This window comes from Delftia sp. GW456-R20 (assembly GCF_001622915.1).
GTDB lineage: Bacteria > Pseudomonadota > Gammaproteobacteria > Burkholderiales > Burkholderiaceae_C > Comamonas > Comamonas acidovorans.
The window spans coordinates 3,709,030-3,732,782 of sequence record NZ_LWCN01000004.1 but is presented as its reverse complement, the minus strand read 5'-3'; the positions used below and the strand labels follow the sequence as shown (position 1 = coordinate 3,732,782).

Sequence of the window (23,753 nt, the reverse complement as noted above, 5' to 3'; positions counted from 1 at the left end):
ATCTGTTTCTGCCCACAACAACCCTGGCCCGCCCGGGCTTGCCGCCCCTCAGGCGGCCATCGCCACCGCTGCGTCGGCTGGTGCCGCCGTCGCTGTGGTTGTCGCTGTCGTTATCCCTGCCTGTCCCTGCCGGTCCGCAAGAATCCAGCCGGCGGCCTTCTCCGCCATCATCAGCGTCGGGCTGTTGGTGTTGCCGCTGGTGATGCGCGGCATGGCGCCTGCATCGATCACGCGCAGGCCCTGTACGCCGCGCACGCGCAGGCGGCTGTCCAGCACGGCCATGGGGTCGTCGGCGCGGCCCATCTTCGTCGTGCCAACGGGGTGGAAGATGGTGGTGGCGATGTCGCCGGCCAGGCGCGCCAGATCCTCGTCGCTCTGGTACTGCACGCCAGGCTTCCATTCCTCGGGGGCGAAGCGCGCCAGTGCGCTCTGGCCGACGATGCGGCGCGTCACGCGCAGGCTGTCGGCGGCCACCTGCCGGTCCTCGGGTGTGGACAGGTAGTGCGGCGCAATGGCCGGCGCCTGGCGGAAGTCCCCGCTGTGGATGCGCACCGTGCCCCGGCTCGTGGGATTGAGGTTGCAGACGCTGGCCGTGAAGGCTGGAAAACCGTGCAGCGGCTCACCGAAGGCGTCCAGCGACAGCGGCTGCACGTGGTACTGGATATTGGGGTGCGCCTGCTGCGGGCTGCTGCGCGTGAAGGCCCCCAGCTGGGAGGGCGCCATGCTCATCGGCCCGCTGCGGCGCAGCAGGTATTCCAGGCCGATGCCGGCCTTGCCCCACAGCGAATTGGCCATGGTGTTCAGCGTGCGCGCGCCCTTGATCTTGTAGACCGAGCGGATCTGCAGATGGTCCTGCAGGTTCTCGCCCACGCCGGGCAGGTCGTGGCGCACGGCAATGCCGTGGTTCTGCAGCAGCGCGCCCGGGCCGATGCCCGACAGCTGCAGGATCTGCGGGGAGTTGACGGCGCCCGCGCACAGCAGCACCTCCTGGCTTGCCTGCACGTTGACCATTTCCGAGCCGGTCCAGACCTGGGCGCCGCTGCAGCGCAGGCCGCCGGCGGGCAGCTGTTCGAACAGCAGCTGGCTGACCTGGGCATGGGTCCACAGCTCGAAATTGGGGCGGCCATAGCAGGTGGGCCGCAGGAAGGCCTTGGCGGTGTTCCAGCGCAGGCCGCCCTTTTGGTTGACCTCGAAGTAGCCCACCCCCTCGTTGCTGCCGCCGTTGAAGTCCTCGGTGGCCGGAATGCCGGCCTGCTGCGCGGCTTCGGCAAAGGCGTCCAGGATGTCCCAGCGCAGGCGCTGCCGCTCCACGCGCCATTCGGCGCTGCCGCCTGTGCCCGTGCCGCCGTGCAGGGCACGAAAGCCCGCATCGGCGTTGCCGCCGGCATCGAGCCGCCAATGGCTTTCATGCTGGCGGAAGGCCGGCAGCACCTGGTCCCAGCGCCAGGCGTCGTCCTCGGTCAGCTCGGCCCAGCCGTCGTAGTCGCGGGCCTGGCCGCGCATATAGATCATGCCGTTGATGCTGGAGCAGCCGCCCAGCGTCTTGCCGCGCGGATAGCGCAGGCTGCGGCCGTTGAGCCCTGCGTCGGGCTCGGTCTGGTAGAGCCAGTCGGTGCGCGGATTGCCGATGCAGTACAGGTAGCCCACGGGGATGTGGATCCAGTGGTAGTCGTCCTTGGCGCCCGCCTCGATCAGCAGCACGCGGCTGCGGCCATCGCGCGAAAGCCTGTTGGCCAGGAGGGCGCCCGCCGTGCCGGCGCCGATGACGATGTAGTCGAAGGTGGTGTTGCTCATGGAGATGGGCGGGCGTCCGCTGCGGGCCGGAACGTCCTTGGGAGCCGGGGTTGGTGCTTCGGCCCATTGTGCGGACGGCATGCGCACTGTCGAGAGGGAAAGCGCGCTGGACTCCTTTTTTTGCAGCATCGCATGCAGCAGTCATGGCTGTCGCGCTGGTTTTTTGATAAAAATTGCACGCGTAGGGCAAAGCTGTCGTGCGCACGGCGCCGCCAGGCAATCTGCGGCCCGTGCCGCTCGGTTATCCTGCGGTCTTGGCTGCAACGCCGCCCGGCCCTGCCTGCGCGCCCCGCCTTCGCAACCCCCAAGGACTTTCCGCACTTGTCTGCCCTCAACAATCCCCCCCAATGCAGCCTGCGCCGCGACAACGACGGCCAGTGGGCGTTGCTGACCGGCTCCTGGGGCGCGGCCGAGCTGGGCCGGCGGGCGCAGTGGCGCAAGCTGCGTGCGCAGCTGGCCGATGCCAAGGGCGATGACCTGGGCTGGAACCTCGAAGGGCTGGACTGGCTGGACCACGTGGGCGCGCAGCTGCTGTGGAACCACTGGGGCCGTCGCCTGCCCGCGCGCCTGGCGGCCAGCGATGCGCAGCGCGCCATGCTCGAACGCGTGGGCCGTTTCTCCAAGGAGCCTGCGCCGCCGCCCCCGCGCCCGAACCTGCTGGAGCGCATCGACAGCCTGGGCTGCCTGGTGATCAACGCCTGCGGCCATTTCGCGCAGATGACGCGGCTCATCGGCCAGTTGCTGATCGACCTGCTGCGCTTTGCGCGTGCGCCGCACCGGGGCCCCTGGCGCGACATCTCCGGTCATCTCTATTCCATGGGCGCCACGGCCCTGCCCATCACGGCCCTGGTGGGCTTTCTGATCGGCGTGGTGCTGGCCTACCTGATGGCGCTGCAGCTGCGCCAGTTCGGGGCTGAATCCTTCATCGTCAACATCCTGGGCATCTCGCTGATCCGCGAGCTGGGTCCGCTGCTGGCGGCCATTTTGGTGGCGGGCCGCACGGGCTCGGCCATCACCGCCCAGATCGGCGTGATGCGCGTCACCGAGGAATTGGATGCCATGCAGGTCATGGGCATACCGCACGGCTTTCGCCTGGTGCTGCCGCGCGCGCTGGCGCTGGCCATCGCCATGCCCCTGGTCTCGCTGTGGACCACGCTGGCCGCGCTGGCCGGCGGCATGCTCGCGGCCGACCTCACCATGGGCGTCACGGGCGCCTACTTTGCCGAGGCCCTGCCTGCCGCCGTGAAGATCGGCAACCTCTGGATCGCCATGGGCAAATCCGTGGTCTTCGGCGCCCTCATCGCCCTGATCGGCTGCCACTGGGGCCTGCGCGTGGAGCCCAATACGCAGAGCCTGGGCAAGGGCACGACGGCCTCGGTGGTGACGGCCATCACCATGGTGATCGTGGTGGATGCGATCTTCGCCATCTTGTTCAAGGACGTAGGCATCTGATGGCCATGGACACCGAAACCTCCCCCACGCCTGCAGCCGACGAGCCCATCGTGCGCATCGCCGGGCTGTGGAGCGTGTTCGGCGAAGGCGAGAACGCCTTTGCCGTGCACCAGGACCTGGACCTGGACGTGCAGCGCGGCGAGATGCTGTCCATCGTCGGCGGCTCGGGCACGGGCAAGACCGTGCTGCTGCGCCAGATGCTGGGGCTGCTGGAGCCCACCAAGGGCCGTGTCGAAGTGCTGGGCCGCCCGGCCAGTGAAATGGGCCGCGAGGGCGCCGCCAGCCGCGTGGGCATGCTGTTCCAGCATGGGGCGCTGTACTCGGCCTTCAGCGTGCTGGACAACGTGGCCTTCGCGCTGCGCGAGCAGGGCACGCTGCCCGACGACCTGGTGCGCGACGCGGCCCTGGTCAAGCTGCAGATGGTGGGCCTCAAGCCCGAGCATGCCTCGCGCATGCCGGCCGATCTTTCGGGCGGCATGATCAAGCGCGTGGCGCTGGCGCGGGCGCTGATCATGGACCCGCCCCTGCTGCTGCTCGACGAGCCCACGGCCGGGCTGGACCCCACCAGCTCCGACGAATTCTGCGAACTGCTGCGCGAGCTGCGTGCCGAACTGGGCCTGACCGTCATCATGGTCACGCACGACCTGGACACGCTGTTCGCCCTGTCCTCGCGCGTGGCCGTGCTGGCCGAGAAGAAGGTGCTGGTCAGCGGCCCGCCGCGCGAGGTGGCCGAGTTCAAGCATCCGTTCATCGAGCATTTCTTCCAGGGGGAGCGCGGCAGGCGCGCGATGAGCACGGTATGAGAAGCCCCCCTGAGTCGCTTCGCGCCTTCCCCCCTCTCGCTTTGCGGGGGGGGACGACACCCTCGCGGCGGGGCGGCCCTTGCTCGGTGTCCCTTGCCTTGGGGTGCGCCGGTTTTGAAGGTCTCGCCCTGAGTTGTGGATTGACTGGGGGCCACGGCCCCATGCCTTGTTTGCTGGGCTAACGTTATGGACCATTGATATGGAAAACAAATCACATGCCATGGCGGCCGGCATTTTCGTGCTGGTCGTGGCGGCCCTGCTGGCGGGGCTGGCGATCTGGCTGACGCGGGATACGCGGCAGTACAACGAGTACGAGCTGTCCACCAAGGACGGCATCAGCGGGCTGCAGGCCCAGGCTGCCGTGCGCTACAAGGGCGTGGCGGTGGGCAAGGTAACGCGGATCGGGTTCGATCCGCAGACCAATGGCAATGTGCTGATCCGCATCGCCATCGGCGTGAACACGCCCATCACGCCGACCACGTTCGCCGTGCTGGGCTACCAGGGCGTCACGGGCCTGGCCCATGTGCAGCTCGATGATGCGGACCAGCCCCAGCCCCAGCTGCCGCCCGGCCCCAGCGGCCTGCCGCGCCTGCCGCTGCGCTCGTCGCCGCTGAGCATGCTGGCCGACCAGGGGCAGGTGCTGCTGGAGCGCGCCGATGAAATCTCGCGCCGCCTCAGCGACATGCTGGACACCGACAACCAAAAGCGCGTGAGCCAGGCGCTGGAGAACATTGCAGCCGCTGCCGCAGGCGTGCAGCAGCTCACGCAGAACCTGGACCGCACGCTGTCCACCCAGGTGCCGCAGCTCGCCGCCGACGCCCACAACACCCTGCAGTCGCTGGAGAAGGCCAGCAACGGCGCCTCTGCCGTGGCCTCCGAACTGCAGCAGACCGTGCGCCGCGTGAACGCGCAGGACGGGCCGCTGGAGCAGATCGCCCAGAGCACGCGCGCACTGACCCGCATGGCCGATTCGCTGGGCCGCAGCACGGTGCCGCACGCCAACCGCGCGGCCGATGATGTCTCGCGCGCCGCGCGCCAGATGGGCACGGCGGCCAGCCGCTTCAGCGACAACCCGCAGGCCGTGATCTACGGGCCGGGCCAGGCCCGCCCGGGGCCGGGCGAGCCCGGCTTCGTCGCCCCGTCCGCAGCCACCCAGCCCTGACCGAGGAACCCGCATGTCCCCATCTCGCAAGACCGCCGTGGCCAGCGCTGGACTGGCCGCCGCCCTGATCCTGCTGGCCGGCTGCTCGGCCCTGCCGCAGCCCCCTGCCCAGCCCGCGCGCTATGACTTCGGCCTGGCGCCGCTGTCCGCGCCCGCGCAGGCCGCCACATCCGCCGCCCCGCAGGCACGCACGCCGCTGGCGCTGGCCGATGTGGAGGCCCCCGCCCTGTCCGACGGCAGCACGGCCATGTTTTACCGCCTGGCCTATGCCAACGGCCAGGAACTGCGCCCTTACCAGCTGGCACGCTGGAGCCAGCCTCCGGCCCTGCTGCTGCAGCAGCGCCTGCGCAGCCAGCTGGGCGTGCAGCGCCCCGTGCTTGCCAGCAGCGAAAGCGTGGCCCAGCCGCGCCTGCAGGGCGCCGTGCCCACGCTGCTGCGCGTGGACATCGAAGAGTTCAGCCAGGTCTTTGACGCGCCCGGCTCCAGTGCCGGCGTGGTGCGCCTGCGCGCCACCCTGGTCGAGCAAAGCGGTGCCGTGGACCGCCTGCTGGGTCAGAAGCTGTTCGAGGTGCGCAGTCCTGCCGCCTCCGGCGATGCTGCAGGCGGCGCGAAGGCGCTGGCGACGGCGGCCGATGCCGCCATTGCGCAGATCGATGAGTGGCTGGGGCAGCAGGGGCACTGAGCGGTAGCTTTGGCCGCCAGCCCCCCGTTTTTCCTTTCTTCCCCTCTCAACAACAGCCGATTGGTGCACTGCACTGTTCGGCTGTTTCTTCGTGGAGTGGACTCAGGTTCGAGCCGCTTTGGCGAGGCCACGTCGGGGCGATTGCAGCGCTTGTGAGCCTGACCGCGCTCCTTCAAGCAAAAAGCCCAGCAGAGCTGGGCTTTGGCAGGGCGAAGGCCTTACGCCTGAGTTACGCCTGAATCAGGAGGATTTGACCCTCAACTCCCTTGTGTAGGCCACCTTGCTGGAGCTGCTACGCGTGCGGAGCAGGCCGGTGTTCACTGCCTTGCGGGCAGCCATCAGCGCACGCGACATGCTGGCCTGTTTGAGGCTGAGCACTTCGGTGTTGATGTCAGTGCGTTCTTTGGTAGGCATGGCAGGCTCCTGTTGAATGAATCTTAGCAACGATGCTTTGCGATGGGGCCTTAAGCATCTTTGCTCGGCAATGCTTCATCGAACGGCCCACTCTCCGGTTGTCATTGCACTTGCTCAACCGCCACGGCGCAGGGGCGGACATACGGGGAAAAGGCTGGGTACTCAGGGCAGGGGCGGGCCGCGCCTGACCCAGCGCTTCCCGCGCGTCCGTCAGGGGCTGTAGTCCCGATCCCACCGTCTCGGCTGCCCCTGGGACGACCGTCAACACTAGGTCCAGACTACGGCGCGCAGCCCCCAGGTTTTTTACAGTGGAACCGTCGCTGATGCAGATCGCGGCTTTGAAAAACAAGGCCTGATTGCACAGCGCTACTTCAACATCACTGAAAGGACCAAGCCATGAATGAAGACCGCATCAAGGGCAACTGGAAGCAATTCACCGGCAAGATCCGTGAGCAATGGGGCAAGCTCACCGATGACGATCTGGACGTGATCGCCGGCAAGCGCGAGCAATTCCTGGGCAAGCTGCAGGAGCGCCAGGGCCTGGCCCGCGACGCTGCCGAAAAGCAGCTGACCGACTGGCAAAAGCGCAACCCCGACTTCCGCTTCGAAGACTGACGAGGGTGGACTGCGGATGGGCTGGACGCCCTGGCCGGCGCCGCCATCCGCTCCTCGACAGCCAGCGTGCCTGAGGCACGCACCAATGGCCCGCCGCCGCAGGCACCAAGGGCCGGTTCAGTACAAATACAAGGAGTTCCATCATGCAAACACCGCAACGCTTTCGCCACATGCTTTCCGCTGTCGCCCTGGGCCTGATGGCCTCCGGCGCCATGGCCATGACCAATGCGGAGCACACGGCCGCCAAGAACCAGATCGAGGCCGATTACAAGGCTGCCAAGGAACAGTGCAAGCCGCTCAAGGACAACGCCAAGGACGTCTGCGAGAAGCAGGCCAAGGGCCAGGAAAACGTGGCCAAGGCCGAACTGGAATCGCGCCGCAATCCTTCGCCCAAGAACAGCGAAAAGGCACTCAAGGCCAAGGCTGATGCGGACTACGACATCGCCAAGGAAAAATGTGACGACCTCAAGGGCGACGCCAAGGATGTCTGCGTGAAGGATGCCAAGGCCGCCCACGTGCACGCCGTGGAAGCCGCCAAGGTGAACAAGGCCCAGGCCGAGCCCGCTTCCAACTCCGCAGCCAAGGCTGCCAACGTGGCCGAAACCCGCAAGGACGCTGCCGAGGAAACCCGCGAAGCCGACTACAAGGCTGCCAAGGCCCGTTGCGACACCATGAGCGGCGCTGCCAAGGACACCTGCGTGGCTGATGCCAAGCGGAAATATGGACAGTAAGCTCCCCCTGAGCGGCTGACGCCGCTTCCCCCTCTCTACTCGCTTCGCGAGGGAGGGGGACGGCACCTTCGCCGCGAGGCGGCTCTTGCTCGGTGCCCCTGGCCTTTTGGCCGCGCCAGTTTTATCCGCCTTGACCAAGCCCCGCTCGCGGGGCTTTGCTGTTTTCGGGTTGGCTGATGTGGGTCAAACGGGTTGGGCGGTGCTGTTCCTAAGCTGCAGGCTTTCACGATGAAGGCAGGAGAAGCATATGGCCGTGCTGGAATGGAGCGGAGCGCTGGCATTGGAGTTGCCGGCCATGGACGAGGTGCATCAGGAGTTCGTCCTGCTGCTGGCCGAGGTGGAGGCGGCCGATGATGTGCAGCTGTGCGCGCGCTGGGATGAGCTGATCGCGCATACGCAGGTGCATTTCGACCAGGAAGACCGCTGGATGCAGTCCACGCGGTTCACCAGCACCAACTGCCACAGCCTGCAGCACAAGGTGGTGCTGCAGGTGATGCGCGAGGGGGCGGCCAAGGCGGCGGCCGGTGATCTGGCCGTGATCCGCAGCATGGCGGGCGAGCTGGCGGCCTGGTTCGTGCACCATGCGCAGACCATGGATGCGGCGCTGGCCCTGCATCTGCGCAGTGCGGGCTTCGATCCCGCCACGGGCTCCCTGGCGCACCCTGAGGCCTTGCCCGAGCAGCCCATCACGGGCTGCGGCGGTGCCTGCGATGGCAGCGCCGACCGCGCGCGGGCCGTGCCGGCCTGATCTGGCCTGAACCGATCTGAACCGCCAGTAAGGCCACCAGTCAGCCAGCCCGTTCAGGGCACGATCGCGGGCGATGCCAGGATGGGGAAGATCTTCACCAGCCCGCCCGCCATCACCTCCACGGCCAGGGCCGCGAGGATCAGGCCCATGAGCCGCGTCATCACGTTGATGCCGGTCTTGCCCAGCACGCGGGCGATCGGGTCGGCCAGCGAAAAGCAGACCATCACCACCAGCGCCACCACCACGCCATAGCCCACCAGGGCCAGGTGCTGCCAGATGGTGCGTGCCTGGTCGGCGTAGATCACCACGGTGGACATGGAGGCCGGCCCCGTCAGCAGCGGAATCGTCAGCGGCACCACGGCAATGCTGTTGCCCATGGCGGCCTTTTCCGCGCCAGCGACCAGCGTGGGCGCGTTGGGCCGTTCCTCGGCCGGGCGGGCGTTGAGCATGTTCATCGCGCTGATCAGCAGCAGCAGGCCACCGCCCACCTGAAAGCTCTGCAGCGAGATGTTGAAGAAGTCCAGCACCTGCAGCCCGATGATGGCGCAGGCCGCGATCACGCAGAACGAGGCCAGCGCCGCCGTGCGAATGGTCTGCTGGCGCTGCTGGGCGCTGAATCCCTCGGTGTAGTGGATGAAGAAGGGGACGATGGCCAGCGGGTTGATGATGGCCACCAGCGTGATCAGCGGTTTGAGGTCCATCGCATTCCCTGTAGGTTGCCGCCGCCCACCTGTGCCCGGCGCTTGCCGGTACGCACGACTTTTCGTTCCATCGAATGTCTCCTGTGAAAGAATTGCCGCACGGGCCGGCCCGCCGCCATTACAGCATTGCGGGGCGCGTCCGCCCACCGGGAAATCACAACAGGTTCTCAGACAGAAAGGAACGCGGACATGGGCAGTTTTGTGCAGTTGACTTCATTGGATGGCACGGCGTCGCCGGCCTGGGTGGCCCGGCCCGACGTGCCCGCGCGCGGCGCCGTCGTGGTGCTGCAGGAGATCTTCGGCGTCAACGCCCATATCCGCGCCGTGGCCGACCGCCTGGCAGCCCGCGGCTATGTGGCCGTGGCGCCGTCACTGTTCACGCGTGTGGAGCCGGGTGTGGACCTGGGCTACGGCGACGCCGACCGTGCCAAGGGCATGGCGCTGAAATCCGCCGCCGAGGCGCTGCCCCAGCCCGGCGTGCTGCCCGAGATCGAGGCCGCCATCGCCCATGCCGCCACGCTGGTGCCCGGCGGCAAGGTGGGCATCGTGGGCTTTTGCTGGGGCGGCCTGTGGGCCTGGCGCGCGGCCTGCAACCTGCCCAGCCTGTCGGCTGCGGCCTGCTACTACGGCGGCGGCATGACCACGCCGCTGGAGATGGGCCGCGAGCCGCTGTGCCCCGTCATCGCCCACTTCGGCCGGCGCGATACGCACATTCCCGTGGACGCCGTGCAGGCCTTCGCCCAGGCGCAAAAGCATGTGCAGGTGCACCTGTACGACGCCGACCACGGCTTCAACTGCGACCAGCGCAGCGCCTACGACGAGGCCAGCGCCCTGCAGGCGCGCGACCGCACGCTGGCCTTCTTCGACCAGCATCTGGCCTGATCTGCCATGCCGGGCGTGGCCCGGCATGGAAAATCCAGGCATCGGGATTTCCGGGAGTGCTGCTTGAAACCCGGTGCCTGATGCAATAGGCTTTCCAGAAGTCTCAACAGGAAAGGATGTTCATGCGACCGTCCGTGGTGCTCGACATGAATCGCAGCGCAGTGCGTGAAATGGCCAGCCGTTTCCGCACTGCGAACCCGCGCGTCTTCGGCTCCGTGCTGCATGGCACCGACCGGGACGGCAGCGACCTCGACCTGCTGGTCGATGCATTGCCGGGCGCGACGCTGTTCGACCTGGGCGGCCTGCAGGACGAGCTGGAATCGCTGCTCGGCCTTCGCGTTGATCTGCTGACGCCCGGAGACCTGCCGCTGAAGTTCCGTGCCCAGGTGCTTGCGGAGGCGCAGCCGATATGAACGGGCATCGCCTTCCCGATTACCTCGGCGACAAGCTGTGCTGATCGGTGTTGCGCGAGTGTCCGCAACTGGCCTGATCAACCCCCGGGGTCAGGATCACAGGCCGGCCCCGGCGTTGCCTTGCGCGCCTGCACGGTCTGCAGCGTGCCCCGCAGCGCGCGCTGCTGCGCGGTCAGGAAGCTCATCAGGCCGCCCAGGTCGTTCAGTTGTTGGTCTGGGCCGGCCATGCAGCACAGGTCGATCACCAGGCCCATCTGGTGCATGCAGTCCTTGAGGCGATAGACCTCGTATTCGGAAATGGGGTAGTACAGGCTGATCTCTTCCCTCGGCACTTGCGAGGAAGAGAAGAAAGGCGGGGAGGCGTGTGCTCCGCTGAGTGCATCGAGGTCAGACATGGCGGCTCCTTTGGCATGAACTGGCACCCCCTAGCGGAGGTCCCGCACAGCCCCGCCAAAAACGGAACCGTGCCCGGCGCAGCACCGGGAAGATGAAAAGCCGCTGCCTCATCAAAAGGCATGCGGCTGCTGCGCCTACGTTGTTCCGGGCCGCCAAGCCCGTATCCCCCGAGGGGATCGCGAAATGGTACTCCAAATGCGCGCCGCAGGCCGGGTTGCAATGTGGTCAACGCTATGCTGAGCTTGCCGCCGCCAACGGGTGGCAGGGCTGTGCAGGTTGGCGGGCCGGGCAAAGGAGCCGGCACCCCCTTGCGGAGGTCCTGCACAGCCCCGCCGAAACGGAACCATGCGCAGCCTTGGGGTCAGCCCTGCGGCTGCTGCGCGTGCAGCCCCATGTGGTACAGCCCCCAGGGCGCCTGCGCAAAGCGTTCCTTCAGGGGCTTGCCGGCCAGCTCCGCAATGCGGTCGGCGTCGTACATGGCCCATTGCGGGCCCAGGCCGCCCAGGCCCAGGCGCCGGCCGTCCATGTGCGTGGCCAGCAGCATGCGCCATTGCAGGGCCTGGGCCAGCGGCAGCTGGGCGCGGTAGCCGTCGATGGCCTGCAGGGTGATCCACTGGCCCTTGGCCGCTGCGGCGGCGCTGTCCACGCCGGCCGCCTGCAGCACGGTGGCCAGCAGCGGGCCGCGCAGCCGGTGGGGCTGGCCGTCGTATTCGATATGGGGCGTGATCTCCACCGTGGGCAGGCGCTCCAGCGCATGGGCCCCTGTGGTCCAGGCCGAGTCGAAGGCCAGGCCATGGTTTTTCAGCAGCAGGTCGGCCACCGGGTCCAGCGGCCCCCGGTTGCCGCGCACGCCGGGGCCGCTGATGGTGAGCACGGCGGCTTCGGTGCTTTTTCCGGGGGCGGCGGGGGCGGCCAGGGCGCTTTCACACAGGGCCAGGCCGGTGGCTGCGCTGGCGGCCAGCAGGCTGCGGCGTGAAAGCGGGCTCCGGCTTGCGGATGCGGTCATGGGGAACTCCTGGGGGTGCGTGGCGATGTGCCAGCGCCGATTTTCCGTGAAGTGCCCATCCTGCGCGACAACGCCGCGCCCGCTGCGGTCAGCAGGCTCAGCAGCGCCATCCCCCCGGCGCCCAGCGCTGGAATGGGCGCCGCAGATGGTGCGGGGGCCGCCGTGACGGTCACGGTGTTGCTGTCCGAGCCGGAGGTATTGCCATCACCGGGCACATAGCGCGCCTGCACCGTGGCCGTGCCCGGTGGCAGCCGGGGCACGCTGCAGCTGGCCTGCCCGCCGGTCACCGCAACGCTGGCGCACAGCACCTGCGTTCCGTTCAAGAAATCCACCGTGCCGCTGGCGCCGGCAGGCAGCGTGACCTGGGCGCTGAAAGTCACGCTCTGGCCATGGCCTGGCGCAGCGGGGGAGGCCGACAGGTGGGCGCTGGTGGCTGCCGGGCCGATCACCACGGTCACGGCTGCGGGTTCGGTGGTGGCGCCGTTGGCATCGGTGGCGGTCAGCGTGAAGCTGTAGCTGCCTGCCGCCTGCGTGGCTGGGGCCGAGAGGGTGCCGGCGGCCTGGCTGAAGCCTGCGGGCAAACCGCTCACGCTGTAGCTGAACGGCCCCACGCCGCCGCCGGGCACGGGCGCCAGCGGCTGGCTGTAGGCCGTGCCGTAGGTGCCGGAGGGCAGGCTTGCCGTGACGCTGAAGGCCGTGAAGCTGGCCTGCACGCTCCTGGCTGCATCGATGGTGACGCTGCAGGTGGACATGCTGCCGCTGCAGGTGCCACCCCAGGCGGCAAAGGCATGGCCAGCGTCGGGCGTGGCGGCCAGGGTCACCAGGGTGGGCGCGCCTTCGAAGTAGCCATAGCCGGCCTGGCACAGGCCGCCTGGGCGGCCGCAGTCCTGTACGGCACCCGTGGCCGCAGGCGGAGAGGCCTGCGCCGATACGCCGCCCGCGCCGCTGGTCAGAACAGTCAATGCCGCCTGGAAGACGTTCGCCTCCACGGCGCCGATGTCACACCGCGCACCCTGGGGGCGGACCACGCCGCGCTGGTCCGTGCCGGGTGCGGCCGTGCAGGCCACCCCGTCCAGTGCCGGGCTGCCGGTGCTGTTCAACATGGTCTGGGTGGGGCCGCCGTGGCTGGCCAGGGGGCCGAGCTGCGGGTTGCCCGTGGTGAAGGCCAGGGCGCTGATGTCGGCATTGTTCAGGGCCTGCGCCAGGCCCAGCAAATTGTTGCTGCCGCTGGCATCGCTGGTGCCGCCATTGCGCAGGTCCAGCACCACGTCCCTGCCAGCGGGCTGTTTGGTGGCCGGCTCGAACACGCTGTCCTGGGCAATGCTGGCCTGCATCTCCAGCGAGGCGCCGCTGCGGGTGCAACTGATGTTGCCACCCGCACTGCAGGCGGCCTGGGAGTCGCCCAGGCTGTAGATGGCGCCGCCTTGCGCGGCCGGGTTGTCGTCGCCATTGGCCTGCGCGGTATTGCCGGCCAGGGTGGAGAAACGGATGGTGAGCGCGCCGTTGTAGTTGAAAACGGCGCCACCCAGGCCGGCGCCGCCGCCGCTGCTATTGCCCAGCCCACCGTGTGCACCGTTGCCAGCCAGGGTGACCTGGTTCAGCGTCAAGGTGCCTGCGTTGTTGAAAATGGCCCCTCCCATGCCGCCTGCGCCACCGCCAGCGTCGAAGGCGCCGCCCCCACCGTTGCCGGCGCCGAAGCCGCCACCGCTGCCACGACGGCCACCACCACCGCCAAATCCGCCGCCGCCGGAGCCGCCGCCGCCACCACCGAAGCCGCCGTTCTTGCCGCTGGCGCTGCCACTGCCACCGCCCAGGCCGCCATCGTCCGGGCCGCCAGCGTTCGGCCTTCCCCCCGGGGAAAAAGTCGCATCCTCGCCCACGCCGGCACCTGCAAAGGAGTTCAAGGAAAGCCGGCCTCCTTGCCCCCCTTGTGCGTGATTGCGCGTGAGCGTGCTGCGTTCGATGGTGAGCTGGCCCCGATTGAAGATGGCACCGCCCGCACCCAGCGCGCCGCCGCCAAAGCGGCTGGAGCCGCCTGTGGCCTGCCCCCCGGCCAGGGTCAGGCCGCGCAGGACCAGGCCACCCTGCGCATCGATGTCGAACAGCCGGAAGCCGGGTGCGGTACCGAGGCGCTGCACGCTCACGCCCTGGGGCGTCAAGCCATTGGCGGTGGCATCGATGGTGATGCGCTTGCCGCTGATGAAGAAGGCGCTGGGGCCGAACTGCGAGACGTAGCCGGGCCAGCTGGCCAGCGGCAGGCAGGTGGCGCCGGCGGCCTGCCCGGTGTCCAGGCAGTTGGTAAAGCGGGTCAGCGAGATGGTCTGCCCATTCAGGGCCGCGCCGAAGACGATGGTGTCGCCATCGGCGGCATGGTTGATGGCGTCGCGCAGGGTGTCGCAGTTGCGGTCGCCTGCGGCAGGCGAGCATTGCGCACGAGACAGCGGCTCGGTGTCTGCAATCTCGCCGGCGGTGGTGACGGTGAGTGTGGCGGCCTGGGCCGCGGCGCCGGCAAGGGCCAGTGCCAACCCGCCCGCCAGGCCCGGCAATGTCCGGCCCCAGGGGCTCGGCGTGGGTATGGGTGGTACGTCGGCTGCAGCAGACAGATGGATGGCGAACATGGTTAACCCCCTCGGTAGGCACAACATCTCTGTGATGTGCTGAAGAGGGCAAATCTATGGGGTGTCCGGCTTTCTGTATGTCCCCCGTTCGGGCTACATGGGCGATGAGAGGGGCCGGGGGCGCCATGCCGCCCGTGTCACCCATGTCACCTATCCGGGCGACATGACAGCGGTCTTGTTCCATGTGAACATGCGGCCCTCTCCACGCACTCCACCTCCATGGACACGCACACAGACCCTTCCTCTGCCGCCGCGACGGGTGGCGCCACAGTCATCCGCGTGGCCGTGGTGGAGGACGACGCCGCCTGCCGCCACGCCCTGGTGGGCGTGATCAATGCCGCGAAGGACATGGTCCTGTGCTGGGCGGCAGCCAGCCGCGCGGAGGCCCTGCACCAGCTCGGCCGGGCCGATGGGGCCGGTGCCATGGACGTGATGCTGGTGGACCTGGGCCTGCCCGACGGCAGCGGCCTGGAGGTGATTGCTGCCGTGCGCACCCGCCACCCCGGGGCGGCGGTGATGGTCAGCACCATCTTTGGCGACGAGCAGCATGTGCTGGCCGCCATCGAGGCCGGCGCCATGGGCTATCTGCTCAAGGACCTGGCCGCCGACGCGGTGCTGGAGGAGGTGCGCAGCCTGCACGCGGGCGGCAGCCCCATCAATCCCATGGTGGCGCGCAAGCTGCTGCTGCGCCAGCAGCGGGCCGGGGCGGTGGCCGGGCTGCAGCCGCCTGCCGAGCCCCAGGCCGCCGCGCAGGCGCTGTCTGCGCGCGAGCTGGAGGTGCTGCGCCTGGTGGCGCGCGGCCATACGCTGGACGAGGTGGCGCGCCAGTTGGGCGTGTCGCGCCATACGGTGCGCACCTTCGTGCGGCGCATCTACGGCAAGCTGCAGGTGTCCAGCCGCACGCAGATGATGCATGTGGCCTTGCAGCGCGGCTGGCTGGCCGAGGGGCGGCAATGAGCGCCGCCAGGGTGGGCAGATGACGCAGCCGCTGCTGCGGGGGAGGGTCTTGCTGGTTTCGGCGGGGCTGGTGGCGCTGGCGATGCTGCTGGCGGGGGCGTTCGGGCTGCGTGGCCCCGCCGCAGGCGAAGCGGTGCAACTGCGCCAGGCGCAGCTGTGGCGGTCGGACAGCCCGCACTGGGCGCCGCCTGCGGCGCTTGCGTCGGCCGACGACGCGGTGCTGGATGCATCGACGCCGTGGAGCGATGTGGACCTGCCCTATGGGGGCGACAGGGCCGTGTCGGGCAGCGGCGACCTGGCAGCGGCGCCGCCCGAGGTGCGCTGGTTCCGCGCCGTGGTGCCGCCGGAGGCGCTGGCGCCCACGCCCCAGGGCGCGCGCCTGTATATCCCGCGCTGGCAGACGGTGGGCACGGTGGCGGTGTATGTGGATGGGAAGCTGGCCTGGCAGACGCGCGGCAGCCGGGTATGGAACAGTTTCAACCGGCCGGTGTGGCTGGACCTGGGCGGGCTGGCGCAGCCGGGCAGGCCGCTGCAGGTGCATGTGCGCATGGCCAGCCAGCAGGGCGTGGGCGGGGCGCTGTCCAGCCTGTGGGCGGGGCCGGCCGAGTCGCTGCGCCTGTCCTGGCGGCTGCGCAGCCTGCTCCAGGCCGATCTGGTGGTCTATACGGCGGGCTCCTACCTGGTGCTGGGCCTGTTCGCGCTGGCGCTGTGGACGCTGCAGCGGCGGCGCGGGGATGTGGTGTTCCTGCTGTTCTTCCTGATGTCGCTGTGCCAGTTGCTGGGCTCGCTGCAGTTCATGGTGGACGGCGAGGGGCTGGCCCTGTCGGACGGCTGGTTCTCCTGGCTGACGCTGGCCGGCCTCATGGGCGCCACGGTGGCGGCCTTCCATTTCCTGTGCCTGATGCAGCGCAGGCGCCGGCCATGGCTGGGCAGGGTGCTGCAGGGCTATGTGGGCACGGTGCTGCTGGTGGCGGTGCCGCTGTGGGGGCCGGCGCACGAGACCATCCTGCCGCTGCTGCGGCTGCTGATGGTGCCGCCGGAGATCCTGGTGCTGTGCATGGCCGTGGCGGGCGCCTGGCGCATGCGTGATGGCGGCAGCACCATGCTGGCCGTGTGGATGCTGCTGTCTTTTCCCATCGGCTTCCATGACCTGGCGCTGCAGAGCTACCTGATCAGCATAGAGAGCATCTACCTCACGCCCTATGTGTACCTGGGGCTGTTCACGCTGTTCCTGCTGGTGGCCTACCGGCGCTACAACGGTGCGCTGGCTGTGGCAGAGAACGCCAACCTGCATCTGGCGGAACGGCTCAAGGCCCAGGAGGCGGAGCTGGCCCAGGCCCATGAGCGCCTGCTGGCCGTGGAGCGCGAGCAGACGCTGATGCAGGAACGCCAGCGCCTGATGCGCGAGATGCACGACGGTGTGGGCTCCTCGCTGATGAGCGCGCTGCGCGTGGTGGAGTTCAACCAGGCCGGCACGGTGGACCTGGTGCAGCTGCTGCAGGAGTGCATCGATGACCTGAAGCTGTCCATCGACTCGCTGGAGCCGCTGGACTGCGACCTGCTGGCGCTGCTGGCCGGGCTGCGCTACCGGCTGGGGCCGCGCCTGGAGGGGGCGGGGCTGCGGCTGCACTGGGAGGTGAGCGACCTGCCCGCGCTGCCCTGGCTGGACGCGCAGGCCGCCCTGCATGTGCTGCGCATCCTGCAGGAGGTGCTTACCAACATCATCAAGCACAGCGGCGCGCGCGAGATCACGGTGCGCACGGCCCAGGCCCCCCTGGACGGCCGGGCCGGCGTGCAGGTGCTGGTGGAGGACGACGGCCACCCCTTCGACCGCGCCCGGGCACCCACCGAGGGCCGCAAGGGACTGGCGAACATGCGCACGCGCGCGCTGGCGCTGCAGGCGCGGCTGGACTGGGCGCCGCTGGCCGGCGGCAATCGCTTCACGCTGTGGATGCCGCTTGAGCGGGCGGGGCCCTAGTCCTGCGCCGTGCGCGCCATGTAGCGCTTGCGCCAGAAGAACACGGTCAGGCCCACGGCAATCGTCGTCATCGAGCCCATGGCCCACCAGAAGCCGTCCTGCTTGTGCACCAGGGGGATGAATTCGAAATTCATGCCGAAGATGCCGGCAATCAGGTTCAGCGGCAGGAAGACGGCCGTCAGCGCGGTGAGCGTGCGCATGATGTCGTTGGTGCGGTTGCTCTGCACCGAAAAATGCATCTGCACCACGGTCTCGGTGCTTTGCTCCAGCCGCCGCACGTGGTGGACCACGCGCTCTATGTGTTCCAGTACGTCGCGGCTGCGCACCTTGAGCAGGTCCAGCTCGCGCAGCGCCGCCGCATCTTCAGGCGGCGCCCAGGTCTCCAGCGCGTCCGTCCAGTCCTGCACGGCGGCGCGCTGGTCTTCGCAGACCTCGTCCAGCTCGTGCAGGGCCAGGCGTGCGTCCAGTAGCGCGCTCCAGTTGGCAAAGCGCGTGCGCGGGCGCAGCAGCTCGGTCTGCCAGTGGTCCAGCTGGCGCGACAGTTCGCGGCGCAGGTCCAGGAAGCCGTCCACGATGAGGTTGACCACGCGCAGCATGAGGTCGGGCGGGCTGGCAGGCAGCCGCGTGCCGGAGGTGGGATTCAGCCGTCCCTCGCGCGGGTCATTGGGCACGGCGGCCAGCAGCCGCGCGGCATAGGCGTCGCGCACGGTGCAGTCGTCGGGGTGCACGGACAGCAGCACCTGATCGAACATGGCAAAGCCCACGGGGCTGGTGTCGATGTTGCGCAGCACGGGCGGACCTGTGCGGCGCACGGGAGGTGAGGGGGGCAGCGCCTGCGCCGCAGGCGAAGAGGCAGTGCCGGCCTGCGGGGCGGCACGTGCCTGCCCGCTGGCCAGGCGGCGAAACACCAACAGGTCGTACTGCGAGGTGTAGTCGTAGCGCGAGGGCAGCTGGGCGTTGAGCAGGTCCGAGACATGCAGGTCCACCAGCTGCTGGCCCGACAGCAGCTGCAGCGTGCGCTGCACCTCGGCCAGCCGGTCCTGCAAGGTGGCGCGGGTGCAGGATATCCAGACGAATCCCTGCGCGGGCGCCTGGTCGGGCAGGGCGGCCAGCTCGGTGGCGCCGCCCGGCTGCAGGTGGAAGATGCGCATGTTCCTGGCGGCGGGAGCGGCTCCCGCGGGCGGCGTCACCGGCTGCATGCGCTCAGCCGCGCAGCTTGCGCGCGGCGTCGATGGCGAAGTAGGTCAGGATGCCGTCGGCACCCGCGCGCTTGAAGGCCAGCAGCGATTCCATCATCACCTGGTCATGGTCCAGCCAGCCGTTGGCGGCGGCGGCCTTGAGCATGGCGTACTCGCCGCTGACCTGGTAGGCGAAGGTGGGCACGCCGAACTCGTCCTTGACGCGGCGCACCACGTCCAGGTACGGCATGCCGGGCTTGACCATGACCATGTCGGCGCCTTCGGCCAGGTCCTGGGCGACTTCGCGCAGGGCCTCGTCGGTGTTGGCGGGGTCCATCTGGTAGACGTTCTTGTCGGCCTTGCCCAGCGCGCCGCGCGTGCCCACGGCGTCGCGGAACGGACCGTAGAAGGCGCTGGCGTACTTGGCGCTGTAGGCCATGATGCGGGTGTGGATGTGGCCGTGGGCCTCCAGCGCCTCGCGGATGGCACCGATGCGGCCGTCCATCATGTCGCTGGGCGCCACCATGTCCACGCCGGCCTCGGCATGGTTCAGGGCCTGGCCCACCAGGACCTGCACGGTCTCGTCGTTGATGATGTAGCCGGACTCATCCAGGATGCCGTCCTGGCCGTGGCTGGTGTAGGGGTCCAGGGCCACGTCGGTCATCACGCCCAGTTGCGGGAATTCCTTCTTGAGCGCACGCACCACGCGCGGGATCAGGCCGTCGGGGTTGAGTGCCTCCTTGCCGTCGGGCGTCTTCAGCGAGGTCTCGATGGCGGGGAACAGCGCCAGGAACGGGATCTCCAGCTGCACGCACTGCTCGGCCACGGGCAGCAGCAGGTCCAGGCTCAGGCGGTCCACGCCGGGCATGGAGGGCACGGCCTCGCGCTGGTTCGTGCCTTCGTGCACGAACACGGGGTAGATGAAGTCATGGGCCGTGAGCACGTTCTCGCGCACCAGATTGCGCGTGAAGGCGTCGCGGCGCAGGCGACGGGGGCGGTTGTGCGGGAAGGGGGTGGGGCTGGACAGATGCATGCCGAAAATTGTGCCCCATTCCCGCCGCCGGCCCCGCAACCCTGGCGACGACGCCGGCACGCGGGACTCGGCTTTTGCGCCTGCGCAGCCTGGCGCACCCCTGTACGCACGTACACTGCCCGCATGCTGTGGGTCAAAGCCTTTCATATCGTTTTCGTGGCAAGCTGGTTTGCGGGCCTGTTCTATCTGCCTCGCATCTTCGTCAACGTGGCCATGGTCACGCCCGGCTCGGTGGCCGAGCGCGAGCGCCTGCTGCTGATGGCACGCAAGCTGCTGCGCTTCACCACGCTGCTGGCCGTGCCTGCACTGGGCCTGGGCCTGTGGCTGTACCTGGGCTACGGCATCGGCAAGGGGCCGGGCAACGGCTGGATGCATGCCAAGCTCGCCGGCGTGCTGCTGGTCATCGGCTACCACCACGCCTGCGCGCGCCTGCTGCGCAAGCTGATCGACAACCGGGACCAGCACAGCCACCGCTGGTTCCGCTTCTTCAACGAGGTGCCGGTGCTGCTGCTGGTGGCCATCGTCATCCTGGTGGTCGTCAAACCTTTCTGAGAAACCGATCCAACGAAGAGGGAGGCAGGGCGTGGTGCAAAAGACTTCGGCCTGGCCGCTGGCACTGGTCTATGCGGTGCTCATCGTTTTCGCGAGCCTGTTTCCTTTCGATGGCTGGCGTGCCCAGGGCATTGATCCGCTGGTCTTCCTGACGGCAAAGATCCCGCCGCCGTACTGGACCTGGTTCGACGTCAACATCAATATCGTCGGCTACGCGCCGCTGGGCTTTTTCCTGGCGCTGGCCCTAGTGCGCAGCGGCAGCCCGCGCGCGGCCGTGCCGCTGGCGGCGCTGGCCGGCACGCTGCTGTCGCTGTCCATGGAGTTCCTGCAGATCTACCTGCCGCGGCGTGTTCCCTCCAACTTGGATCTGGTGCTCAATGCGGGCGGCACCCTGCTGGGGGCGCTGGTGGCGCTGCTGCTGGAGCGGCTGGGCGCGCTGGCGCGCTGGAGCGCCTTTCGCACCCACTGGCTGGGCGAGGACGGCGGCGGTGCCATGGTTCTGCTGGCACTGTGGCCCTGGGCGCTGCTCTTTCCCGCCGCCGTGCCCTTTGGCCTGGGCCAGGTGCTGGAGCGGCTGGAGCAGGGGCTGCTGGATCTGCTCGAAGGCACGCCCTTCCTCATGTGGCTGCCGCTGCGCGAGTCCGCGCTGACGCCGCTGTCGCCCGTGACCGAGATGCTGTGCGTGATGCTGGGCCTGTGGGTGCCCTGTCTGCTGGCCTACTGCGTGATGCGCCACATGGGCCGGCGCGCCATGCTGGCGGGCTCTGCGGTGGTGATCGGCATCGGTGTCTCGGCACTGTCGGCCGCGTTGAGCTGGGGGCCGGCCCATGCCTGGGAGTGGGTGGACCTGCCGGTGCGCATGGGCGTGTGGGGTGGCCTGGGCCTGGCCATGGTGGCCATGCCGCTGCCGCGCCGGGCCTGTGCGGCCCTCTTGCTGCTGGTGCTGGTGCTGCAATTGAGCATCCTGAACCAGGCGCCCACCAGCGCCTATTTCTCGGAAACGCTGCAGGCCTGGGAGCAGGGCCGCTTCATCCGCTTCTACGGGCTGGGCCAGTGGCTGGGCTGGCTGTGGCCCTATGCGACCCTGGTCTATGTGCTGCTCAGGCTGGCGCGCCGCGATGCGGCACCGCCGCCGCCCCCGGCGCCTGCAGTGCCGCAGGCCTAGAATCCGCTCCATGAGCGAACACCCACGTCCCGGGGCCGACAGCGGCCAGCAAGGCGCAGGCAACTACTATGCGCGCCACATCTTCTTTTGCCTCAACGAGAGGCCCAACGGCGAGGACTGCTGTGCGCTGCACGGCGCCAAGGCGGGCTTTGACCACTGCAAGAAGCAGGTCAAGCAGCTGGGCCTGGCCGGCAAGGGCCAGGTGCGTGTGAACAAGGCCGGCTGCCTGGACCGCTGCGCGGGCGGTCCCGTGGCCGTGGTCTACCCCGAAGGCACCTGGTACACCTTCGTGGACGAGACCGACATCGACGAGATCGTCGAGTCCCACCTCAAGAACGGCCAGCCCGTGGAGCGCCTGCTGCTGCCGCCCGACGTGGGTCGCTGAGCACCGGCTGGAACTTTGGGCCTTTCCGGGCATCAGTGCTTTGTCAGCTTGGATTGGCTGCTACTACTAGGATAGCGATTGTGAATGCGCAGACCGAACGTTTGACCTTGACCGGCCTTGCCGGGGCCGTGGAGGCCCTGCGCGATGCGCCGGCCGCCGATGCACCGCCGCGCGGCGTGGCCATCATCGCCCACCCCCATCCGCTGTTCGGCGGCACCATGGACAACAAGGTGGTGCAGACCCTGGCGCGTGCCTTCGTGCAGTGCGGCTACACGGCCGTGCGATTCAACTTCCGCGGCGTGGGCGCCAGTGCCGGCGAGCACGACGCAGGCGTCGGCGAGGCCCAGGACATGCTGTCCGTGGTCCGCCAGGTCGCCCCCGAAGGACCGATCGCGCTGGCCGGCTTCTCATTCGGGGCCTTCGTCACCAGCCATGTGCTGGCGGGGCTCTGGAACGAGGGCCGGGTGGAAAAGGCGGTGCTGGTGGGAACGGCGGCCAGCCGTTTCACCGTGGCGCCTGTCCCGCCCGAAGCCCATGACCGGACCCTGGTGGTGCACGGCGAAGCCGATGACACGGTGCCTCTGTCTGCCGTCATGGACTGGGCGCGCCCGCAGATACTGCCTGTTACCGTCGTGCCCGGGGGCGGTCATTTCTTTCACGGACAATTGCCGCTGCTCAAAAGCCTCGTGGTCCGCCATTTGCGCTCACTCCCCTAGCGGCCCGCGCCGCTGCTCAACAGGCCTGCCCCATCGGGCGGGCATGTTTTCGCCTTTCCTGCATTCCCTGCCCTTTAGCGAGAGTTTTCCTCATGAAGCCACTTTCCTCCACGCTGCGAGTCCTGGCACTGGCGGCCGCCATGGCGCCGGCCCTGGCGCTGGCGCAGATCACCCCGCCCCAGCCGCCCGAAATCGCGGCGCGCAACTATCTGCTGGTCGATGTCACCGCCAACCAGGTGCTGGGCGCCAAGGACATCGATGCGCCCATCGAGCAGGCCTCGCTGACCAAGCTGATGACCGGCTACCTGGTCTTCGACGCGCTGCGCGCCAAGAAGATCACGCTGGAGCAGCGCCTGCCCGTGAGCGAGCGCGCCTGGAAGATGCCCGGCTCGCGCATGTTCATCGACCCCAAGATGCAGGTGCCGGTCGATGACCTGGTCAAGGGCATGATCGTGCAGTCCGGCAACGACGCCACCATGGCCCTGGCCGAAGGCGTGGGCGGCTCGGCCGAGAACTTCGTGCGGCTCATGAATGAGCAGGCCAAGGCGCTGGGCATGAAGAACACCAGCTACAAGAACCCCGAAGGCCTGACCGAGCCCGGCCACCTGACCACGGCGCGCGACCTGTCCATCCTCGCCCAGCGCCTGATGCAGGACTTCCCCGAGTACATGCACTACTACTCGACCAAGAAGTACTTCTATCCTGGCACGCCGGCCTCCAACGGCACCAACCGCAACTCGCTGCTGTTCCGCGACCCGACCGTTGATGGCCTCAAGACCGGCCACACGGCCGCCGCCGGCTACTGCCTGGTGGCCACCGCCAAGCGCGACCTGCCCAACGTGGGCAGCCGCCGCCTGATCTCCATCGTGCTCGGCGCGGCCAGCGAGAACGCGCGTGCCAATGAAAGCCAGAAGCTGCTGAACTGGGGCTATGCGGCCTTCGATTCGGTCAAGCTGTTCGATGCCGAGCAGGCCGTGGCCACGCCCGAAGTCTGGAAGGGCAAGGCGAACACCGTCAAGATCGGCCGCACCACGCCCATCGTGGTCACCGTGCCGGCCGGCAGCGGCGGCAAGCTGAGCACCGAAGTCGTGCGCCAGGACCCGCTGATCGCCCCGTTCACCAAGGGCCAGGCCATGGGCACGCTCAAGGTCAAGATGGGTGCCGACACCGTGGCCGAAGTGCCGCTGGTGGCGCTGGAAGGCGTGGAGCAGGCAGGCTTCTTCGGCCGTGCCTGGGATGCGATCCGCCTCTGGATCAAGTAAGCCCCGCGCCTGTCGCGCAGGCCCTCGCGTACTGGCTTGGAGGGGGTGCAGTTGTGCGATCTCCCGCAAGCTGGTACAGTCGAGGGCTTTTCGGAATTTCCGAAGGGATT

Annotated in this window: 24 protein-coding genes; 16 read left to right on the top strand and 8 right to left on the bottom strand. The window is 68.7% G+C overall.

Annotation, left to right across the window (positions count from 1 at the left end):
* Positions 1–48: 48 nt before the first annotated feature.
* A complete protein-coding gene (locus tag A4F85_RS22050) occupies positions 49–1,794 on the bottom strand; it encodes a GMC family oxidoreductase (RefSeq protein ID WP_063327703.1) in 1,746 nt (581 codons plus the stop codon).
* A gap of 321 nt (positions 1,795–2,115) precedes the next feature.
* On the opposite strand from A4F85_RS22050, the gene A4F85_RS22045 reads away from it, so the two are divergent.
* From A4F85_RS22045 to A4F85_RS22030, 4 genes are all read left to right on the top strand, one after another.
* Complete coding sequence (locus A4F85_RS22045) at positions 2,116–3,246, top strand: MlaE family ABC transporter permease (RefSeq protein WP_063327702.1); 1,131 nt, start codon at positions 2,116–2,118, stop codon at positions 3,244–3,246.
* Positions 3,246–4,049, top strand: a complete 804-nt coding sequence (locus A4F85_RS22040) for an ABC transporter ATP-binding protein (protein WP_063327701.1) — start codon at positions 3,246–3,248, stop codon at positions 4,047–4,049. Before A4F85_RS22045 ends, A4F85_RS22040 begins: the two co-directional genes overlap by 1 nt.
* 199 nt (positions 4,050–4,248) lie before the next feature.
* Positions 4,249–5,211: an MlaD family protein gene (locus tag A4F85_RS22035; RefSeq protein ID WP_013800229.1), complete on the top strand. Its 963-nt coding sequence runs from the start codon at positions 4,249–4,251 to the stop codon at positions 5,209–5,211.
* A gap of 13 nt (positions 5,212–5,224) precedes the next feature.
* Positions 5,225–5,893: an ABC-type transport auxiliary lipoprotein family protein gene (locus A4F85_RS22030; protein ID WP_063327700.1), complete on the top strand. Its 669-nt coding sequence runs from the start codon at positions 5,225–5,227 to the stop codon at positions 5,891–5,893.
* A 240-nt stretch (positions 5,894–6,133) separates the two neighbouring features.
* On the opposite strand, the gene A4F85_RS30710 is transcribed toward A4F85_RS22030, so the two are convergent.
* Complete coding sequence (locus tag A4F85_RS30710) at positions 6,134–6,307, bottom strand: hypothetical protein (protein ID WP_156517041.1); 174 nt, start codon at positions 6,305–6,307, stop codon at positions 6,134–6,136.
* A 396-nt stretch (positions 6,308–6,703) separates the two neighbouring features.
* Here A4F85_RS30710 and A4F85_RS22025 point away from each other — a divergent pair, with 396 nt between their 5' ends.
* From A4F85_RS22025 to A4F85_RS22015, 3 genes are all read left to right on the top strand, one after another.
* The gene (locus A4F85_RS22025) at positions 6,704–6,922 is read left to right on the top strand and encodes a CsbD family protein (RefSeq protein WP_012202308.1); all 219 of its coding nucleotides are present in this window, start codon (positions 6,704–6,706) and stop codon (positions 6,920–6,922) included.
* Between the two features lie 143 nt (positions 6,923–7,065).
* Positions 7,066–7,653 carry a hypothetical protein gene (locus tag A4F85_RS22020; protein WP_063327699.1) on the top strand — a complete coding sequence of 196 codons (588 nt, stop codon included), beginning with the start codon at positions 7,066–7,068 and terminating at the stop codon, positions 7,651–7,653.
* A gap of 247 nt (positions 7,654–7,900) precedes the next feature.
* Positions 7,901–8,401, top strand: coding sequence for a hemerythrin domain-containing protein (locus A4F85_RS22015; protein ID WP_063327698.1), 501 nt, complete (start codon positions 7,901–7,903; stop codon positions 8,399–8,401).
* A gap of 53 nt (positions 8,402–8,454) precedes the next feature.
* Here the strand turns inward: A4F85_RS22015 and A4F85_RS22010 are convergent, their stop codons facing one another.
* Positions 8,455–9,102: a MarC family protein gene (locus A4F85_RS22010; protein WP_012202311.1), complete on the bottom strand. Its 648-nt coding sequence runs from the start codon at positions 9,100–9,102 to the stop codon at positions 8,455–8,457.
* Between the two features lie 189 nt (positions 9,103–9,291).
* Here A4F85_RS22010 and A4F85_RS22005 point away from each other — a divergent pair, with 189 nt between their 5' ends.
* Both A4F85_RS22005 and A4F85_RS22000 read left to right on the top strand, forming a co-directional pair.
* On the top strand, positions 9,292–9,984 hold the full coding sequence (locus A4F85_RS22005) for a dienelactone hydrolase family protein (RefSeq protein ID WP_063327697.1): 693 nt from the start codon (positions 9,292–9,294) through the stop codon (positions 9,982–9,984).
* A 122-nt stretch (positions 9,985–10,106) separates the two neighbouring features.
* Positions 10,107–10,397: a nucleotidyltransferase family protein gene (locus A4F85_RS22000; protein WP_013800234.1), complete on the top strand. Its 291-nt coding sequence runs from the start codon at positions 10,107–10,109 to the stop codon at positions 10,395–10,397.
* A gap of 77 nt (positions 10,398–10,474) precedes the next feature.
* On the opposite strand, the gene A4F85_RS21995 is transcribed toward A4F85_RS22000, so the two are convergent.
* The 3 genes from A4F85_RS21995 to A4F85_RS31275 all read right to left on the bottom strand — a co-directional run bounded on the left by A4F85_RS21995 (position 10,475) and on the right by A4F85_RS31275 (position 14,417).
* Positions 10,475–10,792, bottom strand: coding sequence for a hypothetical protein (locus A4F85_RS21995; protein ID WP_063327696.1), 318 nt, complete (start codon positions 10,790–10,792; stop codon positions 10,475–10,477).
* Positions 10,793–11,154: 362 nt separating this feature from the next.
* The gene (locus A4F85_RS21990) at positions 11,155–11,799 is read right to left on the bottom strand and encodes a molybdopterin-dependent oxidoreductase (RefSeq protein WP_063327695.1); all 645 of its coding nucleotides are present in this window, start codon (positions 11,797–11,799) and stop codon (positions 11,155–11,157) included.
* Positions 11,796–14,417, bottom strand: coding sequence for a choice-of-anchor Q domain-containing protein (locus A4F85_RS31275; RefSeq protein WP_063327694.1), 2,622 nt, complete (start codon positions 14,415–14,417; stop codon positions 11,796–11,798). Before A4F85_RS31275 ends, A4F85_RS21990 begins: the two co-directional genes overlap by 4 nt.
* A gap of 219 nt (positions 14,418–14,636) precedes the next feature.
* Between A4F85_RS31275 and A4F85_RS21980 the strand changes: the two genes are divergently transcribed.
* Positions 14,637–15,374 carry a response regulator transcription factor gene (locus A4F85_RS21980; RefSeq protein ID WP_063327693.1) on the top strand — a complete coding sequence of 246 codons (738 nt, stop codon included), beginning with the start codon at positions 14,637–14,639 and terminating at the stop codon, positions 15,372–15,374.
* Positions 15,375–15,393: 19 nt separating this feature from the next.
* The gene (locus tag A4F85_RS21975) at positions 15,394–17,352 is read left to right on the top strand and encodes a sensor histidine kinase (RefSeq protein WP_063327692.1); all 1,959 of its coding nucleotides are present in this window, start codon (positions 15,394–15,396) and stop codon (positions 17,350–17,352) included.
* Here A4F85_RS21975 and A4F85_RS21970 read toward each other — a convergent pair.
* Together A4F85_RS21970 and hemB are read right to left on the bottom strand one after the other, a co-directional pair.
* Positions 17,349–18,551, bottom strand: coding sequence for a magnesium transporter CorA family protein (locus tag A4F85_RS21970; RefSeq protein ID WP_063327691.1), 1,203 nt, complete (start codon positions 18,549–18,551; stop codon positions 17,349–17,351). The genes A4F85_RS21975 and A4F85_RS21970 overlap by 4 nt on opposite strands.
* Before the next feature lie 4 nt (positions 18,552–18,555).
* Complete coding sequence (gene hemB / locus A4F85_RS21965) at positions 18,556–19,563, bottom strand: porphobilinogen synthase (RefSeq protein WP_013800242.1); 1,008 nt, start codon at positions 19,561–19,563, stop codon at positions 18,556–18,558.
* Positions 19,564–19,686: 123 nt separating this feature from the next.
* Between hemB and A4F85_RS21960 the strand changes: the two genes are divergently transcribed.
* The 5 genes from A4F85_RS21960 to A4F85_RS21940 all read left to right on the top strand — a co-directional run bounded on the left by A4F85_RS21960 (position 19,687) and on the right by A4F85_RS21940 (position 23,643).
* Positions 19,687–20,115: a CopD family protein gene (locus tag A4F85_RS21960; RefSeq protein WP_013800243.1), complete on the top strand. Its 429-nt coding sequence runs from the start codon at positions 19,687–19,689 to the stop codon at positions 20,113–20,115.
* A gap of 31 nt (positions 20,116–20,146) precedes the next feature.
* Entirely contained in the window at positions 20,147–21,280 is a 1,134-nt protein-coding gene (locus A4F85_RS21955; RefSeq protein ID WP_063327690.1) for a VanZ family protein, read from the top strand.
* Positions 21,281–21,290: 10 nt separating this feature from the next.
* On the top strand, positions 21,291–21,665 hold the full coding sequence (locus A4F85_RS21950) for a (2Fe-2S) ferredoxin domain-containing protein (RefSeq protein ID WP_063327689.1): 375 nt from the start codon (positions 21,291–21,293) through the stop codon (positions 21,663–21,665).
* Between the two features lie 80 nt (positions 21,666–21,745).
* Positions 21,746–22,381 (top strand): alpha/beta hydrolase, encoded by a 636-nt coding sequence (locus tag A4F85_RS21945; protein ID WP_012202323.1) that lies wholly within the window; start codon positions 21,746–21,748, stop codon positions 22,379–22,381.
* Between the two features lie 92 nt (positions 22,382–22,473).
* On the top strand, positions 22,474–23,643 hold the full coding sequence (locus A4F85_RS21940) for a D-alanyl-D-alanine carboxypeptidase family protein (protein WP_013800247.1): 1,170 nt from the start codon (positions 22,474–22,476) through the stop codon (positions 23,641–23,643).
* The last annotated feature ends 110 nt before the right edge of the window (positions 23,644–23,753 follow it).

What these genes read in the sequence shown, in the direction of transcription:
- A4F85_RS22050 (WP_063327703.1), bottom strand. Translation starts at nt 1,794, where the DNA reads ATGAGCAACACCACCTTCGACTACATCGTCATCGGCGCCGGCACGGCG.
- A4F85_RS22040 (WP_063327701.1), top strand. Translation starts at nt 3,246, where the DNA reads ATGGCCATGGACACCGAAACCTCCCCCACGCCTGCAGCCGACGAGCCC.
- A4F85_RS22035 (WP_013800229.1), top strand. Translation starts at nt 4,249, where the DNA reads ATGGAAAACAAATCACATGCCATGGCGGCCGGCATTTTCGTGCTGGTC.
- A4F85_RS22030 (WP_063327700.1), top strand. Translation starts at nt 5,225, where the DNA reads ATGTCCCCATCTCGCAAGACCGCCGTGGCCAGCGCTGGACTGGCCGCC.
- A4F85_RS30710 (WP_156517041.1), bottom strand. Translation starts at nt 6,307, where the DNA reads ATGCCTACCAAAGAACGCACTGACATCAACACCGAAGTGCTCAGCCTC.
- A4F85_RS22025 (WP_012202308.1), top strand. Translation starts at nt 6,704, where the DNA reads ATGAATGAAGACCGCATCAAGGGCAACTGGAAGCAATTCACCGGCAAG.
- A4F85_RS22020 (WP_063327699.1), top strand. Translation starts at nt 7,066, where the DNA reads ATGCAAACACCGCAACGCTTTCGCCACATGCTTTCCGCTGTCGCCCTG.
- A4F85_RS22015 (WP_063327698.1), top strand. Translation starts at nt 7,901, where the DNA reads ATGGCCGTGCTGGAATGGAGCGGAGCGCTGGCATTGGAGTTGCCGGCC.
- A4F85_RS22010 (WP_012202311.1), bottom strand. Translation starts at nt 9,102, where the DNA reads ATGGACCTCAAACCGCTGATCACGCTGGTGGCCATCATCAACCCGCTG.
- A4F85_RS22005 (WP_063327697.1), top strand. Translation starts at nt 9,292, where the DNA reads ATGGGCAGTTTTGTGCAGTTGACTTCATTGGATGGCACGGCGTCGCCG.
- A4F85_RS22000 (WP_013800234.1), top strand. Translation starts at nt 10,107, where the DNA reads ATGCGACCGTCCGTGGTGCTCGACATGAATCGCAGCGCAGTGCGTGAA.
- A4F85_RS21995 (WP_063327696.1), bottom strand. Translation starts at nt 10,792, where the DNA reads ATGTCTGACCTCGATGCACTCAGCGGAGCACACGCCTCCCCGCCTTTC.
- A4F85_RS21990 (WP_063327695.1), bottom strand. Translation starts at nt 11,799, where the DNA reads ATGACCGCATCCGCAAGCCGGAGCCCGCTTTCACGCCGCAGCCTGCTG.
- A4F85_RS31275 (WP_063327694.1), bottom strand. Translation starts at nt 14,417, where the DNA reads ATGTTCGCCATCCATCTGTCTGCTGCAGCCGACGTACCACCCATACCC.
- A4F85_RS21980 (WP_063327693.1), top strand. Translation starts at nt 14,637, where the DNA reads ATGGACACGCACACAGACCCTTCCTCTGCCGCCGCGACGGGTGGCGCC.
- A4F85_RS21975 (WP_063327692.1), top strand. Translation starts at nt 15,394, where the DNA reads ATGACGCAGCCGCTGCTGCGGGGGAGGGTCTTGCTGGTTTCGGCGGGG.
- A4F85_RS21970 (WP_063327691.1), bottom strand. Translation starts at nt 18,551, where the DNA reads ATGCAGCCGGTGACGCCGCCCGCGGGAGCCGCTCCCGCCGCCAGGAAC.
- hemB (WP_013800242.1), bottom strand. Translation starts at nt 19,563, where the DNA reads ATGCATCTGTCCAGCCCCACCCCCTTCCCGCACAACCGCCCCCGTCGC.
- A4F85_RS21960 (WP_013800243.1), top strand. Translation starts at nt 19,687, where the DNA reads ATGCTGTGGGTCAAAGCCTTTCATATCGTTTTCGTGGCAAGCTGGTTT.
- A4F85_RS21950 (WP_063327689.1), top strand. Translation starts at nt 21,291, where the DNA reads ATGAGCGAACACCCACGTCCCGGGGCCGACAGCGGCCAGCAAGGCGCA.
- A4F85_RS21940 (WP_013800247.1), top strand. Translation starts at nt 22,474, where the DNA reads ATGAAGCCACTTTCCTCCACGCTGCGAGTCCTGGCACTGGCGGCCGCC.